Source organism: Rhodoferax sp. (genome assembly GCF_010365055.1).
Taxonomy (GTDB): domain Bacteria; phylum Pseudomonadota; class Gammaproteobacteria; order Burkholderiales; family Burkholderiaceae_C; genus Rhodoferax.
In genome coordinates this window covers 1-14,181 of sequence record NZ_JAAFHA010000103.1, presented here as the reverse complement: position 1 = coordinate 14,181, position 14,181 = coordinate 1, and the positions used below count along the sequence as shown (strand labels likewise).

The following is a 14,181-nucleotide window of genomic DNA, read 5'->3' as shown; positions in this document are numbered from 1 at the left end:
TGTTGCCACATCGCTGGCAGCCGACAAATCCTTAACTGCGACCTCGTGCCATCACGGCACCACTGGCGTCAAGGTGTAATGGCCACCCGCTTACTTTTCTAGACCTATTGCGTCGCCAACAGCTCCACCGTGAACACCAGAGCCGCGTTCGCTGGAATGAGGCCACCACCAGCACCAGCACTGCCGTAAGCCAGCGAACTCGGGATGATCAGGGTGCGTGTTCCGCCGACCTTCATGCCAGCAAACCCCTGATCCCACCCGGCGATCACTTGGCCGGAACCCAATTTGAACGAGAACGGCGCCTTGCCAACGGAGGTGTCGAACTGACGCCCAAGGAAGTTCGCAGCCGAGGCGTCGTACAGCCAGCCTGTGTAGTTGACCGTTAGAGTCGTGCCTGACGTGGCCGTTGCACCTGTGCCGACGGTGGTGTCTGTGGCTAGTAGCAATGTGGGACCAGTGGGCGCAGCAGTGTCACTGCCACCGCCGCAAGCGCCCAGAAGTAAGCCGAGGGCCAATGCCGTTGATGCCAGGATTTTTTTCATCTCAATGTACTTTCTGTCATGGTTAAAGGCCTGCCACCGAACCAATGCAGAGCCCAAGGGTTGCAATGAGTCCGCGCGGCCATGAAAAAAGCACCTAAGCCAAAGACCTAAGTGCTTGATTTCGTTTTGAATTCTGGCTCCTCGACCTGGGCTCGAACCAGGGACCTACGGATTAACAGTCTGAACAAATAAATATTCACCGCCGTTGATTATTGTAGATAAAATCATTGTAAATCAATAACTTAAGAGAAATTTGACCGTTTTTTGAGTTGATTGATATTCGCCAAAATACTGCAAATGTGGCTACATGGTGGCTACATGAGCGGGATTTTGGCTACATGGTGGCTACATGAAACGAGGTGAAAAATGGCACGACCTAAGAAGACCGACACGCCAGACTTGGCGCAATCATTCGACCTGACAGCCGGGCTGATCGAGCGCCTGGCCTGTCCGGCTGGCAAACAGCAGGGATTCATGCGCGACACCAAAGCGCCCGGCTTACGCGTGCGCGTTACCGCTGCGGGCGCAAAGTCATTCGTCTTTGAGAAGAAGCTGAACCGCCAGACCATACGCCGCACCATTGGGGATGTGCGGGCCTGGAGCATTGACGCGGCTCGTGTCGAAGCCGCTCGCCTGGCCGTGATGTTCAACGCGGGCACCGACCCTCGGGAACTGGAGCGCCAGCAGGAAGTTGACAAGGCCGAAAAATCGGCCGCTGCGGCTGCCCTTGCGGTGACGGTGGGTGAAGCTTGGAGCGCGTATCTGGTGGAGCGCAAACCGCATTGGGGTGATCGCCACTACCGCGACCACTTGGCGCTCGTGAAGGCTGGTGGTGTACCTTGCAAGCGCGGCACCGATGGCCGTGGCGTCACCATCGCAATGCCGCTGCATCCATTGATGACATTGGCCTTGCGCGACCTGACCGCGCCAGTGGTCGAGGCATGGGCTGCCAATGAAGCCAAGACCCGCCCGACCAGCGCCCGGCTTGCATGGCGTTGCTTGAAAGCGTTTTTGAACTGGTGCGCTGAACAGCCCGAATTTGCGCCTGTGCTCCAGCCGGTCAATCCGGCCAAGACCAAGAAAGCCCGCGAGTCATTGGGCAAAGCGCAGGTCAAACAGGATGCCCTGATGCGCGAGCAGTTGCCAGTCTGGTTTGACGCGGTACGCCAGATTCAGAACCCCGTCATTGCCGCCGCACTGCAAACCATGCTGCTAACCGGCGCACGGCCCGGCGAAGTGCTGGCGCTGGAATGGGACGATGTGAACACCAAGTGGAAGGGCATCACCATTCGGGACAAAGTGGAGGGCACGCGGGTTATTCCCTTGACCCCGTATGTGGCGCAAATGCTGGCGACATTGCCGCGCCGTAACGCGATGATTTTCTCTAGCGCGACCGCCGAAGCCGGTGCATTGACCGCGCCCCGAAAGCATCACGTTAACGCCTGCAAGGTGGCGGGCATTGACGGCTTGAGCCTGCATGGCCTGCGCCGTTCGTTCAAGAGCTTGACGGAGTGGCTAGAGATTCCTGCAGGCGTGGTGGCGCAACTGATGGGGCACAAACCCAGTGCGACTGCTGAAAAGCATTACACCGTGCGACCACTCGACCTGCTGCGGGTTCACCACGAAAAAATAGAGGCGTGGATTCTGGCGCAGGCCGGGATTGGGTTTGATCCCAAGGCTGGGGCTGGCGGGTTGCGCATGGTGGCTGGATAGCAGTTTTTCAGAATACGTCAAAAAGCCAACAGAAACATACAAAGTTATATATACTTCAACGATGAAACCAATCGAGTTTAGAGGCACTGCGCTGGTTGACCTGCGCGACTTTCCGCACAGTGTCAAGCGCGATGCGGGTTACCAGTTGGGCAAGGTGCAAAACGGTCTGCAGCCGGATGACTTCAAGCCGATGAAGACGATTGGCGCAGGTGTGGTGGAGGTGAGGATTCGGGACGAAGCCGGGGCATTTCGGGTGGTGTACGTTGCCAAGTTTGAAAACGCCGTTTATGTGCTGCATTGTTTTCAGAAAAAGACCCCGAAAACCAGCAAGCGTGACATAGAGCTAGCCCGCCAACGATTGGCGGATCTGATCAAGGAGATGAGCAATGACTGATAAACAAAGATTCGCAAGCGTGTGGGACGCCATCGAAGACACGCCGCAAGAGGCCGCGAGTATGAAAGCGCGCTCGGCGTTGATGATGGAATTGAGCACCGTGATTCAGAGTAGCGGCATGACCCAAAGCGATGCCGCCGCCCTATTTGGCGTAACGCAGCCGCGTGTGTCTGACCTGATGCGCGGCAAGATCAATCTGTTTTCGCTTGACACCTTGATTGACATGGCCGCCACTGCGGGCATGAGCCCGATGGTCAAAGTCACCAAGCCCAAGGCGCGTGTGAGCAGGCCCGCCGTGAGCCGCAAGCGAATGGCAACGTCTGAGCTAATGCACGCCTAAACCGTTACACCCCACCCCATATGAAAAAATTCCATCTCGCCGCCGGCTTTGACCCAGCCACCGTCCAACTCATCGCGGACACCCAGGCGGTGCAAAACGCCATGGATGCCGCCATGGGCAATACCACCACCGCAGCCGCCATGGCGGGCGCACTGCGGATGGTTGCTCAACAAGATGAGATTGATCGCCTTAAAAAATGGGGCCGTGCGGTCGACACTTACCCGCAAATCGCACAAGTCAAAGTGGGCAAGGCATTGGGCTATCTCGACACCATGCCGGACGCGATGCGATTGGCTGAAAACCAAACCCACCTTGACCAACGGACTGGCGGGGTTCGTGCTATCGACGCTTTCAGTAGACCCGACAAAGCCGCAATTGCTGCCGCCAGTGGTTGCATGGGAATCACATCCGCTCAGGCCCTGAGGGCCGGCAAACTGACAGGCATGGGTCATCTTGCGAGTGTGAATGGTGTTGCCGAGGCTATGCGTCAAGCCGCGAAAGTCAAAGCCTGTTCCGTCACCGACTACCTTGGCACCGCATACGCCGATGCTCAATTGACCGCGCAGCAAAAATATCTTGTCGACGTGACCGGTGTGGGCAGCGCCGCGAGCGTTATGGGGGCACTCGACAAGACTCTGATGGACGCCGCCAATGGCTATATCGGCTCCGCGTCTGCAAAGGCACTGATGGCTGATCAACGCCTTGACCCTGCCCGCCAGGCCACTGCAAGCTCTGCTGTTGCTTTCGGCCAGCTTGATAAAGCCGTATTGGATGACGCTGCCGGGTTGTTGAAATCCATGACCGTGGCCGATGTCTTCAAACAGGTGAGCACTGGTGAATTGGCGCTCGATACGGTCAAGCAGTTCTACGAGAAAGCGGAAGAACCGAAGGAATTCAAAATACTGGAAGTTCCATACGTCCCTATGTACGATTTTCAGGCAGCCGAAAACCGCCGCCGTAAGCAGGACCGCGTTTATGCGATTGAAACCGCACGTCTGGCGAAACTAGCTGAACTTAAGGTGCAGGATGAATATGAGGCGGCAAAGCTGGCGTCCGATGCCATCAAGCCCGACGAGGCCGAGCTCGATGCACCGGTGGAGGCTGTGCCGGCGAAAAGGCCCGTACAGCGCGCCGCAGCTCAAGATGCCGCGATATTTGCTGTTCTCAAAACGATGGCCCTTGACCCGCTGGCGTTACCAAAAAACCAGCCTGGCAAGCCTGGCGTGAAAGCCAAGATGCGTACTGCACTTAAGGGTGATGCGCTCTTCGTTGGCTCAACAGTTTTTGACAAAGCGTGGGAGCGGCTGTCTAGCCGCAGGGAAATTGTGATTCGAGTTTAAGCGCCCTGTGTCAGATCGTGAACGCGTCCGCTTGCTGATGAATACTTTCTGCGTTCGGCTGGTATTTGAAGACGTGGGCCTGCCTGATCAATCCCGTTCTGGCACTTCATCGTAACTTTTTAAAATTCTGGTTTGTCCCAGCACTGCTTCTGTTTGAAGCCAGTCGGGCAGCGTTCGCTTGGGGTGAATCAGTTTGTAAACGTCTGCCTGAGAAAGCAGTTCCCCCGTGTCTTGGTCAATCGCGTACTCGATCCGATAAAAACAAAAACTTCGCTTCTTGTTTTCAAGGAAGCAAAAAGCCTCGAAATAGTCGATGTTTGCGCGAGTCTTGTAGGGTTGAATTAAACGCTTGTGAGTCATGTCCCTTGTGTTGGTATAGATCAGTTCAATATTTTTCATCCTCTTTAATTTGTCATTTTTTTCAACTGTCAGTTGATCGGCATGTTTGAATTTAGGGTAGATGACGGGACTTACGCGAGTTTTGTTAACAGGCTCAAGGAATACGTCGTTTTGTTCAGTCAGTTTGGTGTTGGATACATTGTTTTTATATGGGCGTGCCTGGAGGTTTTTTGGTCTAAATTTCCACCAGAGCCCAGCCGCCAAGCATGTAAAAAACAAAATCGTTCCCATTTCGCCACCTTTTCTTTTGGAACGTACATCGTAAGTCCAATCCAGACATTTCAATGGTTCACTTTCCAGGCTGATCAATTAGAGTGGCATGCTTATTGCAAAATACTTGGTGCTGGTATCCCCCTAAATGGGGAACACGGAGATACTTGCGGGGGAGGATAGTTGTCGGAAAACCATCGATGCACATCAACTACTTGAGGTGCAAACCGATGAAAACCGTTACCGCCACATTCCCCCCGCTGGAATCTGTCACCCGCCCCGCAGTGGACACCGCCGCCGCTGCCTACTACCTGAATCGCAAGCAGCAAACTTTGCGCGGCTGGGCGTGTCTGGAGAATGGCCCGCTGCGCCCCATCCGCATTTCTGGTCGTCTGGCCTGGCCGACGCAAAAAATCCGTGAACTGCTGGGCGTTGCCCCCGCATGACCGCCCAAGAAAAAGCCCCTGCTGATGGTGTAAATCAGTCAGGGGCTTCAATACACGCCGCCAAATTTGCTACATATTTAATAGCTGCTTGCGCTTGTTACACGTGGGCTACAAGCCAGTTTGTCATAAATAAATGCACACGAACAGCTTCAACGCTGCCAGCTCGGGTGCTGATCGTCACGGGAGTACTTCCATGAGTTTTCAACGCGAACAACTACCCGACCCGGTGGACTATTTCACCAGCACGGCCGGGCTGACGCTGCAAGGTGGCAAAGGCAAGTGGCGCACCACGCGCTGCGAGTTTCACGGCGGCAGTGATTCGATGCGCCTCAACACCATCACGGGTGCGTTTGTCTGTATGGCCGGTTGTGGTGCCAAAGGCGGCGACGTGCTGGCCTACGAGATGCTCGCCAGTGGTCGAGGCTTTGTGGAGGCTGCCAAGGCATTGGGTGCTTGGCGCGACGATGGCCACACGCCCGACTACAAGCCGTCGCCCGTGTCGGCGCGCACCATGCTGGAGGTGCTGGCGCTGGAGGTGCAGATTACCTACCTGCTGGCCGCCGACCTGGCCGCAGGCAAGCCCCTGGCGGATGCCGACCGCGAGCGCCTGCTGGTGGCGGTGGGCCGCATTGGCTATGTCGTCGGGGAGGTGGTCCATGCCTAACCCAAACGACTACGCTAAAACGGCGGCTGGCTTTGACCTGGCGTTTGCCGATCTGGCGACCACCGCACCCATTGCCCGCATGGAATGGCCCGAACCGCGCCCGATCAAGGCTGACTTGCCGCCTGCACCGCCGTTCGATGCTCTGGCGTTGCTGCCCAAGACCTTGGCTGATTTTGTGCTGGACGAAGCCGACCGGATGCCCTGTGCGCCCGACTACGTGGCCGCTGCGCTGGTGGTGGCGCTGGGTTCGGTCATTGGCACCAAGTGCGCCATCAAGCCCAAGCGCCGCGACGACTGGATCGTGACCCCCAACCTGTACGGCGGCGTGGTAGGCGACCCGTCGGCGAAGAAAACACCGGCCATCAACACCGTGATGCGCTTTCTGGATCGCCTGGAAGCGCGAGAGGGCGAGCTGGTTGACGGGCGTATGAAAGTCTTCGAGGCTGAAAAAGCCGCGTTTGAGGCGCACCAAAGCGCCGTCAAGGCCGCCATGAAGAAAGCCGCCGTCGGCAAGCCCGACCCGCTGATGATGGCCGCCGCCATGGAGGACATGCAGAATCTGCAAGAGCCCGAGGAACCCCAGCCGCGCCGCTTCAAATCCAACGATGCCACCACCGAGAAACTGGGCGACTTGCTCACCCACAACCCCATCGGTTTGCTGGTGTTTCGGGATGAGTTGATCGGCTTATTGGCAAGCTGGGACAAGGAAGGCCGCGAAGGCGACCGGGCCTTCTACCTGGAGGGCTGGAACGGCACCGGCAGTTTCAACATCGACCGCATTGCCCGTGGCAGCTTGTTCATCCCCTGTCTGTGCCTGTCGGTGTTTGGTGGCATTCAACCCGACCTGCTGGAGCGCTATTTGTCGGGCATTGCCACCAGCATGGACAACGATGGCCGCATCCAGCGTTTTCAGTTGCTGGTGTACCCGGACGCCGTGCCGTGGCAGTGGCGCGACCGTTACCCGGTCAAGGGTGCGCGCGAGGCCGTGCGCGACCTGTTCGACCGCCTGGCAGCGTTTGATCCGCTGCTGGATGGCGCTACCGCTGCGGATGATTTTGTGAAGCTGGCGCACTACCAGTTTGACGACGAAGCGCAGGCCGTGTTCATCGAGTGGGCAACCACGCTGCACCTGGAGCTGATCGCCAAGGAGCAGAACCCGCTGATGCAACAGCACTTTGGCAAGTTTGAAAAACTGTTCTGCGCGCTGGCGCTGATCCTGCACCTAGCGGAGGGCAGCATTGGCCCGGTCAAGGTTGACAGTGCCATACGCGCCGCCGCGTGGTGCGAGTACCTGGCAGGCCATGCGCGGCGCGTTTATGGGTTGGTGGAGGTGGGCAAGATCAACACCGCCCGCACCTTGGGCCGACGCATTGCCGAGGGCAAGCTGAACGACCAGTTCACGGCCCGCGATGTCTGGAAAAAGGGCTGGACGGGCATCCGCTCCACGGCGGACGCCGAAGCCGCGCTGGCCGTGCTGGAGGACTATGACTGGGTGCAGAGTTTTGAGGTCTACGACCAGCCGGGCAGGCCCACCATCCGGTTCAACATCAACCCCAAAACAAGGCGCGCAGCGTGACGGATTGGGCCGCGCGTGCCAAGGCCCATTTTTTACAAAAGACCGGGGAGGCAACACCCATAACCCCCGAAACTTTGATTTTGGGGGTTATGGGGGCACCCACCCAGCCTGCACAGAAAAAAACGCCCGACCTGGACGACCGGGTTGTGTGTACTGACTGCCGCCACCTCAAACCCGGCAATTGCTGCCTCAACCACCACCACGCCGCACTCAGCACCCGCGATCTGGCCGCTGACTTCACCCAACTGCGCCAGCGCTGCAACGGGTTCGCGGCAAAAAATACTACCCCCTTACGAGCATCCCCCAATTAGCGCCCGGAGGCGGTATCGCTGACCCGTATGCGAGCAAGCGCCGGAGTACCTTCGATAGCCCAGCACAGCGTGCCCGCCACCGGATAAGCTACACCCTCAACACAAACCAATCATCAGGCAGCCGGGATCGCACATTGACACCGCAAGAATTCATCACCCGCTGGGCCGACAACCCGCTCACGGAACGCGCCGGTGCACAAGCGCACTTTGACGACCTGTGCGAGCTGCTGGGCGTAGCCAAACCGCGCGACCCCGACAACTACTGCTTTGAGCGCGGTGCCAAAAAGGCCGGTGGCGGCGATGGCTGGGCCGACGTGTGGAAGCGTGGCCACTTCGGCTGGGAAAACAAGAGCCCCAAGCGCGATCTGGTCAAGGCCCTGGAGCAACTCCGCGCCTACGCGGGCAACCTCGACAACCCGCCATTGCAAATCGTTTGCGACCGTGAGCGCATCGAAATCCACACCGTGTTTCGGGGCTACCCCGACGAGCCGCGCACCATTTTGCTGAAAGACATCGGCCACCCCGCCAACCTGCAAACCCTACGCTGGGTGTTTACCGACCCCGACAAGCTCAAGCCCCGGAAATCCAACGCCGCCATTACGCAGGAAGTGGCCGCAGAATTTGCCAACCTGGCCGAATCCATGCGATTGCGTGGCCTGGACGCACAGCAGGTGGCCCACTTTTTGACGCAGTGCCTTTTTTGCATGTTTGCCGAAGACGAAGGGCTGCTGCACGACAGCCCCACCGACAACCACGCCATTTTCGCCGCACTGCTCAAATCCGCGCGGATAGATACGGCCAAAGCCGCCCTGCGCATCACCGACCTGTTCACCGCCATGCAAAACGACGGTGGCCGGTATGGCAATGACAGCATCACTTGGTTTAACGGCGGCCTGTTCAAAAAGATCGACGTGCCCCCGCTCACGCTGGAAGACATGGGCTGCTTGTACCGCGTGACCGACCAGCACGACTGGCGCGCCATCGACCCCACCATCTTTGGCACCTTGTTCGAGAGCGGGCTGGACCCCAGCAGCCGCGCCGAGCTGGGCGCGCACTTTACCGATGTGGCGACCATCCACAAGATCATTGACCCGCTGATTACGATTCCACTGCGGGCTGAATGGCAGGTTGCCAAGGCCAGCATTGCAGAGGCGATGGTCAAGTTTGCAAGCAGCATCGACAGTACAGTTGGAGCTGATAAAACCAGAGCCAAAAACCGCCATAGAAAAGCGGCTGAAAACACCTACTACGCCTATATGGAGCGACTTCGCAACTTCCGCGTGCTGGACGCAGCCTGTGGCTCGGGCAACTTTTTGTATCTGGCGCTGCACGCACTCAAAGACCTGGAGCACACCGCGCAACTGGATGCCGATGCCCTGGGACTGCAGCAGCAGCAGCTTGGCATCGAATGCGGCACGCAAAACATACTGGGCATTGAGATCAACGAATACGCAGCCGAGCTGGCCCGCGTCACCGTGTGGATTGGCGATATTCAATGGTGCCAACGCAATGGCCGCCCCATCCACAAGCGCCCCGTTTTGCACAGCCTGGACAGTATCGAACACCGCGATGCGTTGCTGAATACCGATGGCACCGAGGCACAGTGGCCGCAGGCCGATGTGCTGGTGGGGAACCCGCCGTTTTTGGGAGGCAGCAAGAAGCGCGGTGAATTGGGCGATGCCTACTTTGCCAAGCTGGAAAAGGTATTTGCCAACCGCGTGCCGGGTGGTGCGGACTTGGTTTGCTACTGGTTTGACAAGGCGCGTGCTGCGATACAGGCTGGGCGGTTGAAAGCAGCAGGACTGGTTTCCACAAATTCCATTCGCGGCGGCTCTAACCGCAAAGTGTTGGACGCCATCTGCCAGAGCGAAAGCACACTCATTTTTGAAGCTTGGAGTGATGAAGCCTGGGTGAACTACGGCGCAGCGGTGCGCGTTTCATTGGTCTGTTTTGGCCGTGGCAGCAGCGCATGCCTGAATGGCGTTGCGGTGCCGCAAATCTATGCCGACCTGACAGCGCCTAGCGAAGCGGGCGATTCGCTGAACCTGAGCAAAGCAGCGCTGCTGCCGGAATGTATGGGCACCAGTTTTCAGGGCGCATCCAAGAAAGCCAAGTTCGAGATTGATGCGCCGCTTGCACGTGAGTGGCTGCGCTTGCCCAACCCCCATGGCCGCCCGAACAGCGACGTGCTCAAACCCTGGGCCAATGGGTTCGAACTCAGCCGGGGGCCTCAACACCAGTGGATCATTGATTTTGGCAACGAGCTATCCGAAAGTGATGCTTCGCTTTACGACGCGCCGTTTGCCTACGTCGTGGCGCACGTTAAGCAGGACCGTCTTCAAAACAACCGTGAGGCTTATCGCAAACTTTGGTGGCGTTTTGCTGAGCCAAGGCCCGGCTTGCGCCGGGCCTTGGTGACACTTCCTCGCTTCATCGCCACCGTCGCACATTCCAAGCACCGATTTTTTGTATGGCTTCCCATTTCGACCTCTCCAGACCAAGCCTTGATTACGTTCGCGCGGGCCGATGACACCAGCTTCGGCCTGCTGCACAGCCGTTTCCACGAACTCTGGTCGCTGCGCATGGGCACGTCGCTGGAGGATAGGCCGCGCTACACCCCCACCACCTGTTTCGAGACCTTCCCCTTCCCCGAAGGCCTCACGCCCGCCGACACATCCCACCAGCGCACAGAAACCCTGTCCAGCGGAGCCGTTATCCCCCTGCTGGACGATGTTTCAGCATCAAATCAAGCTGTAGCCCCCGTAGAACATGCGCAAGAAGCTATCAAAACAGTAGCGAGTGAAACCATCACCGCCAACGCTACAGCCATCGCCAACGCTGCCAAAACGCTGAACGACCGCCGTTTAGCCTGGCTCAATCCGCCCGAGTGGACGCACAGCGTGCCCGAGGTGATTCCGCTGGGCATGAGCGCCAGCCCCTATCCCAACCGCATAGAGCCGAAGCCGGACATAAGCGCCGCCGACCTCAAGGCCCTGCAAGCCCGCACCCTGACCAACCTCTACAACGCCCGCCCCGCCTGGCTCACTCTCGCGCACCAGACGCTGGACAAGGCAGTGGCCGCCGCCTACGGCTGGAGCGATTACACCGAAGCCATGACCGACGATGAAGTATTGGGCCGCTTGCTGAAACTCAACCTGGAGCGGGCGGTGAGATGAGCGGCGAAGGCTGGCGGCGGCGGTGTATCGACGTAGATCGATAATCAAAAATTGAGAAGACTACGAGGTCATTTCCCATGCACGATCCCATCAGCATCCGTTCCCTTTTATCCGCCATCCGGGCACTTCCGCCTGATCCACCGGTACACAACCCCAAAAAGTGGTACCGCACCCAGAAGGAGCACTGGATTGGCTGGCTCTCCGAGTACGAAGGTCCTGGCGCGTATGGGCGGCAGACCGGCGTGAAGCGTGACGCAAAATTTGCCTACAACCACGTCGTTCAGCCGGAGTTGCTTTTGTATCTCGCCAAGGCGTCTGGAATTGACCGCAAGTTGCTTGGCGCTGCCGATCTTGCGTTTGCGCAAGGGAAGACGCTGATGCAAAAGGCTGGCGCTATCCGGGCGATTATTCGGTGGGAGACAGTTGCAGCGGCTTTGTGGGTCAACTACTCGGCCAGCGAGGAGGCTGACTAGGCGCTTGATCGAGCCGCTATTGTTTTAATCAACGAGGTGAACCATGACGATCGAACACAAATTCACGCACGGCAAGCGGACCTTTGCATCCCAGGAGGCCCTGGATTTATATGCTGCAAGCCGCGCTGCCAAACGGGACCAGCCTTCCTGGCCCTTGTGGTGGAAAATTTTGCTGTGGGTGACGGGTATCTGGCTGAGTTTGTATTTTCTTGGCGGCGGTAAAACAACACCCACAGCACCCGTGGAAGAGCGATATTCAGGCATCTCTGAAGATTCAAAAAGCAAGGCGGCTCTGTTGATAAATTTGAATGGTCAGCTGTGCGCAAAAGTGACTGACATATCAAGAATTTCCGGGGACTTGTACCGCGTGACATGCACACGATACCGCGACGGAACAGGGTCTGCAACATATGAAATGAACGCTGCAGCTGGCACAGTCAAATAGCAAAGAACTCTAGTTTCGTTGCCAAGCCTTCACATTGATCTATCCGCTATTTTTTTAATAGTGTGTCGCGCAATTTCTACGAGGGCTAAAAGCCTATTTGGCATATAAATAGTGCTGCGTAGGTGCCCAGTCAGCTACGGCGAAGGCGGCAGGCATAGACGATCCTTCGGAGTGCGAGCGGGACTGCCACCTCCACCAGCGCGGTCATGCCGGGCGCGTTGCCCGTTGAATGGCGCTTTGCGCTGGTGGCAACGCACCCAACATCACCGCTTTCTTATCGCGTGAGCCTGTAGCTTCAGTCAGTGGCAACGGCGGAGTACCGCCATTGCCAGGCAGCACCAGGCTGTCGCGCAGCTTCGGCCAGCAGCGCGGTCATGCAGCGCGGCCTTGCTTTTTGATTGAGCTGCGCTATGCGCTGTGGGTTAGTACATCACCGCTTTCGGTTTGCCAGCGTTGTAGTGTTGGTCAGTGCGCGCGGCTCGGCTTCGCCCCGCGCAGGTGCTGGGGAGTTACATCGCCAGTGCTTCGCAAGTGTCAGTCAGTGCGCTGGAGCGCAGATATGGAAGGTCTCGGCTCGCTTGCGCATCGTCTGGAAGGGCCATCGCTACGCTCGGCAATGCAGCCAGTTCCACCACTGTTGGCACGCCCCCGCTACGGCCACCCGCTTCGCTTTTACATAACGCCGCATTTTGCAAAGTGCAGGGCAGTCGTTGCGCTAAAGCTCCACTTGGTGCCCCACACCGCTTTGCGCCCTTCGGGTTTACAAAACAGGCGTTATGCAAAGTGGCCTTCGCTGGAGGCGGTCGCACAGCCGTCGGCGCTCCTCGTTCGCATTCGCGCCCTACGCGCCGCCGTCTGCGCGCCCTTGTGGTGTGCCTGCGCCGTGGCATCAGTCAGGCGCTGCGCGCAGTGTGCTTGGTCAGTGGCCTGCGGCCAGTCATGTGGTGTGTGCCCCCGCCCACCCGTGGGCCTCGCCGCTGCGCGGCTTTCGCTCCGCGCTGGACTGCCCATCCGCCCCCCAAGGGGGCTCCCTCAGTCAGCGCAACACCGGGGACAGCGGCGCTGACGCGCCGCCGACAACAATGGCCCGATACTGCCGACGGCGGGGAAGCTGCAATACCGGATGGCTAGACGGTACAAAAACGATGTACTGATGGCTACATGGTGGCTACATGATAAAAATGAGACACCAAGTAAAAAGCCCCGCGCTATCTTTTGGATAGCTTCGGGGCTAGTGCCTATAAGGCTTGTAAGTTGGCTCCTCGACCTGGGCTCGAACCAGGGACCTACGGATTAACAGTCCGGCGCTCTACCAACTGAGCTATCGAGGAATAAGCCTCAAATTATAGCGTCATTTTTCCGGCGACTTTACGGGCAGTTGAGCATCAACTCAAATATCTTGTCAAAAGCCATTCATCCCCTTGCAAACGAATTCCCGGATAATTCAAGTCCGCTAAAGCTGTCGCCTCCGGGTGACTGCGACTTATTGCTTTAATCTGACCTCGGTCATCCAGCGCAGGGACCTTTTTTCCGCTGTCGCCGGTCTGGCTTGTGTCTTACCTGTTACAAAATTGCATGGCCACGAAACTCCTGTTTTCTGATCTTTGGTCTGATGTGCTCGCAGTGCGCGAGCGTTCACCGCTGGTGCACAGCATCACAAATCTGGTGGTGATGAACTTCAACGCTAATACGCTGCTGGCCGCCGGTGCCTCGCCCGTAATGTCCCATGCCCACGAGGAAGTTGCCGACATGGTCGGCATTGCGCAGGCGCTGGTGCTCAATATTGGTACGTTGGATCCGTACTGGATTGAGAGCATGCGCCTCGCGTTGGTGGCCGCTTCGACGCGAGGGATTCCGGTGATACTGGACCCGGTAGGTGCGGGCGCCACGCGTTATCGAAACGAGAGCATTGAACTACTCTTGAAGACCGCTCTGCCCACGGTGGTGCGGGGCAATGGCTCGGAGATCATGAGTGTGGCGGGCGCCGTCGTTCAGACCCGCGGCGTAGACAGCAGCGCCGAGGCCAACGATGCGTTGAGCGCGGCGCAGGCGCTTGCCCAGCGGACACAAGGTGTGGTTTGCGTCAGCGGGCAGACGGATCACGTCTTGGATGCCGGCCGCCGATGGGCAAGACTTTCCAACGGACATGAAT

General features: G+C 58.1%; 12 protein-coding genes, 1 tRNA gene and 1 pseudogene. 11 read left to right on the top strand and 3 right to left on the bottom strand.

Features of this window, described 5'->3' with window-relative positions; translation table 11 throughout:
• Positions 1–104 precede the first annotated feature (104 nt).
• Positions 105–542: an FKBP-type peptidyl-prolyl cis-trans isomerase gene (locus GZ093_RS17575; RefSeq protein ID WP_296488507.1), complete on the bottom strand. Its 438-nt coding sequence runs from the start codon at positions 540–542 to the stop codon at positions 105–107.
• A gap of 366 nt (positions 543–908) precedes the next feature.
• Here GZ093_RS17575 and GZ093_RS17570 point away from each other — a divergent pair, with 366 nt between their 5' ends.
• From GZ093_RS17570 to GZ093_RS17555, 4 genes and pseudogenes are all read left to right on the top strand, one after another.
• Complete coding sequence (locus GZ093_RS17570; protein WP_296488504.1) at positions 909–2,255, top strand: integrase family protein; 1,347 nt, start codon at positions 909–911, stop codon at positions 2,253–2,255.
• A 61-nt stretch (positions 2,256–2,316) separates the two neighbouring features.
• Positions 2,317–2,649 (top strand): type II toxin-antitoxin system RelE/ParE family toxin, encoded by a 333-nt coding sequence (locus GZ093_RS17565; RefSeq protein WP_296488501.1) that lies wholly within the window; start codon positions 2,317–2,319, stop codon positions 2,647–2,649.
• Positions 2,642–2,917, top strand: a pseudogene (locus GZ093_RS17560) (XRE family transcriptional regulator); the annotation flags it as partial. The gene GZ093_RS17565 and the pseudogene GZ093_RS17560, both read left to right, overlap by 8 nt.
• Before the next feature lie 92 nt (positions 2,918–3,009).
• Positions 3,010–4,329 (top strand): hypothetical protein, encoded by a 1,320-nt coding sequence (locus tag GZ093_RS17555; protein WP_296488500.1) that lies wholly within the window; start codon positions 3,010–3,012, stop codon positions 4,327–4,329.
• Positions 4,330–4,416: 87 nt separating this feature from the next.
• Here GZ093_RS17555 and GZ093_RS17550 read toward each other — a convergent pair whose 3' ends face one another.
• Positions 4,417–5,037, bottom strand: a complete 621-nt coding sequence (locus GZ093_RS17550; protein WP_296488498.1) for a hypothetical protein — start codon at positions 5,035–5,037, stop codon at positions 4,417–4,419.
• Between the two features lie 131 nt (positions 5,038–5,168).
• On the opposite strand from GZ093_RS17550, the gene GZ093_RS17545 reads away from it, so the two are divergent.
• From GZ093_RS17545 to GZ093_RS17520, 6 genes are all read left to right on the top strand, one after another.
• Positions 5,169–5,384, top strand: coding sequence for a hypothetical protein (locus tag GZ093_RS17545; RefSeq protein ID WP_296488496.1), 216 nt, complete (start codon positions 5,169–5,171; stop codon positions 5,382–5,384).
• Positions 5,385–5,577: 193 nt separating this feature from the next.
• Positions 5,578–6,048: a hypothetical protein gene (locus GZ093_RS17540; protein WP_296488493.1), complete on the top strand. Its 471-nt coding sequence runs from the start codon at positions 5,578–5,580 to the stop codon at positions 6,046–6,048.
• A complete protein-coding gene (locus GZ093_RS17535; RefSeq protein WP_296488490.1) occupies positions 6,041–7,624 on the top strand; it encodes a YfjI family protein in 1,584 nt (527 codons plus the stop codon). The genes GZ093_RS17540 and GZ093_RS17535 overlap by 8 nt, the downstream gene beginning before the upstream one ends.
• Positions 7,625–8,069: 445 nt before the next feature.
• Positions 8,070–11,111, top strand: coding sequence for a DNA methyltransferase (locus GZ093_RS17530; protein ID WP_296488488.1), 3,042 nt, complete (start codon positions 8,070–8,072; stop codon positions 11,109–11,111).
• A 77-nt stretch (positions 11,112–11,188) separates the two neighbouring features.
• Entirely contained in the window at positions 11,189–11,584 is a 396-nt protein-coding gene (locus GZ093_RS17525) for a hypothetical protein (RefSeq protein WP_296488487.1), read from the top strand.
• Between the two features lie 43 nt (positions 11,585–11,627).
• Positions 11,628–12,029, top strand: a complete 402-nt coding sequence (locus GZ093_RS17520) for a hypothetical protein (protein ID WP_296488485.1) — start codon at positions 11,628–11,630, stop codon at positions 12,027–12,029.
• 1,255 nt (positions 12,030–13,284) lie between these two features.
• Here the strand turns inward: GZ093_RS17520 and GZ093_RS17515 are convergent.
• A tRNA-Asn gene (locus GZ093_RS17515) sits at positions 13,285–13,360 on the bottom strand.
• A gap of 244 nt (positions 13,361–13,604) precedes the next feature.
• On the opposite strand from GZ093_RS17515, the gene thiM reads away from it, so the two are divergent.
• Positions 13,605–14,181: hydroxyethylthiazole kinase (thiM, locus tag GZ093_RS17510; protein WP_296488482.1), on the top strand; the 577-nt coding region annotated here is incomplete at its 3' end.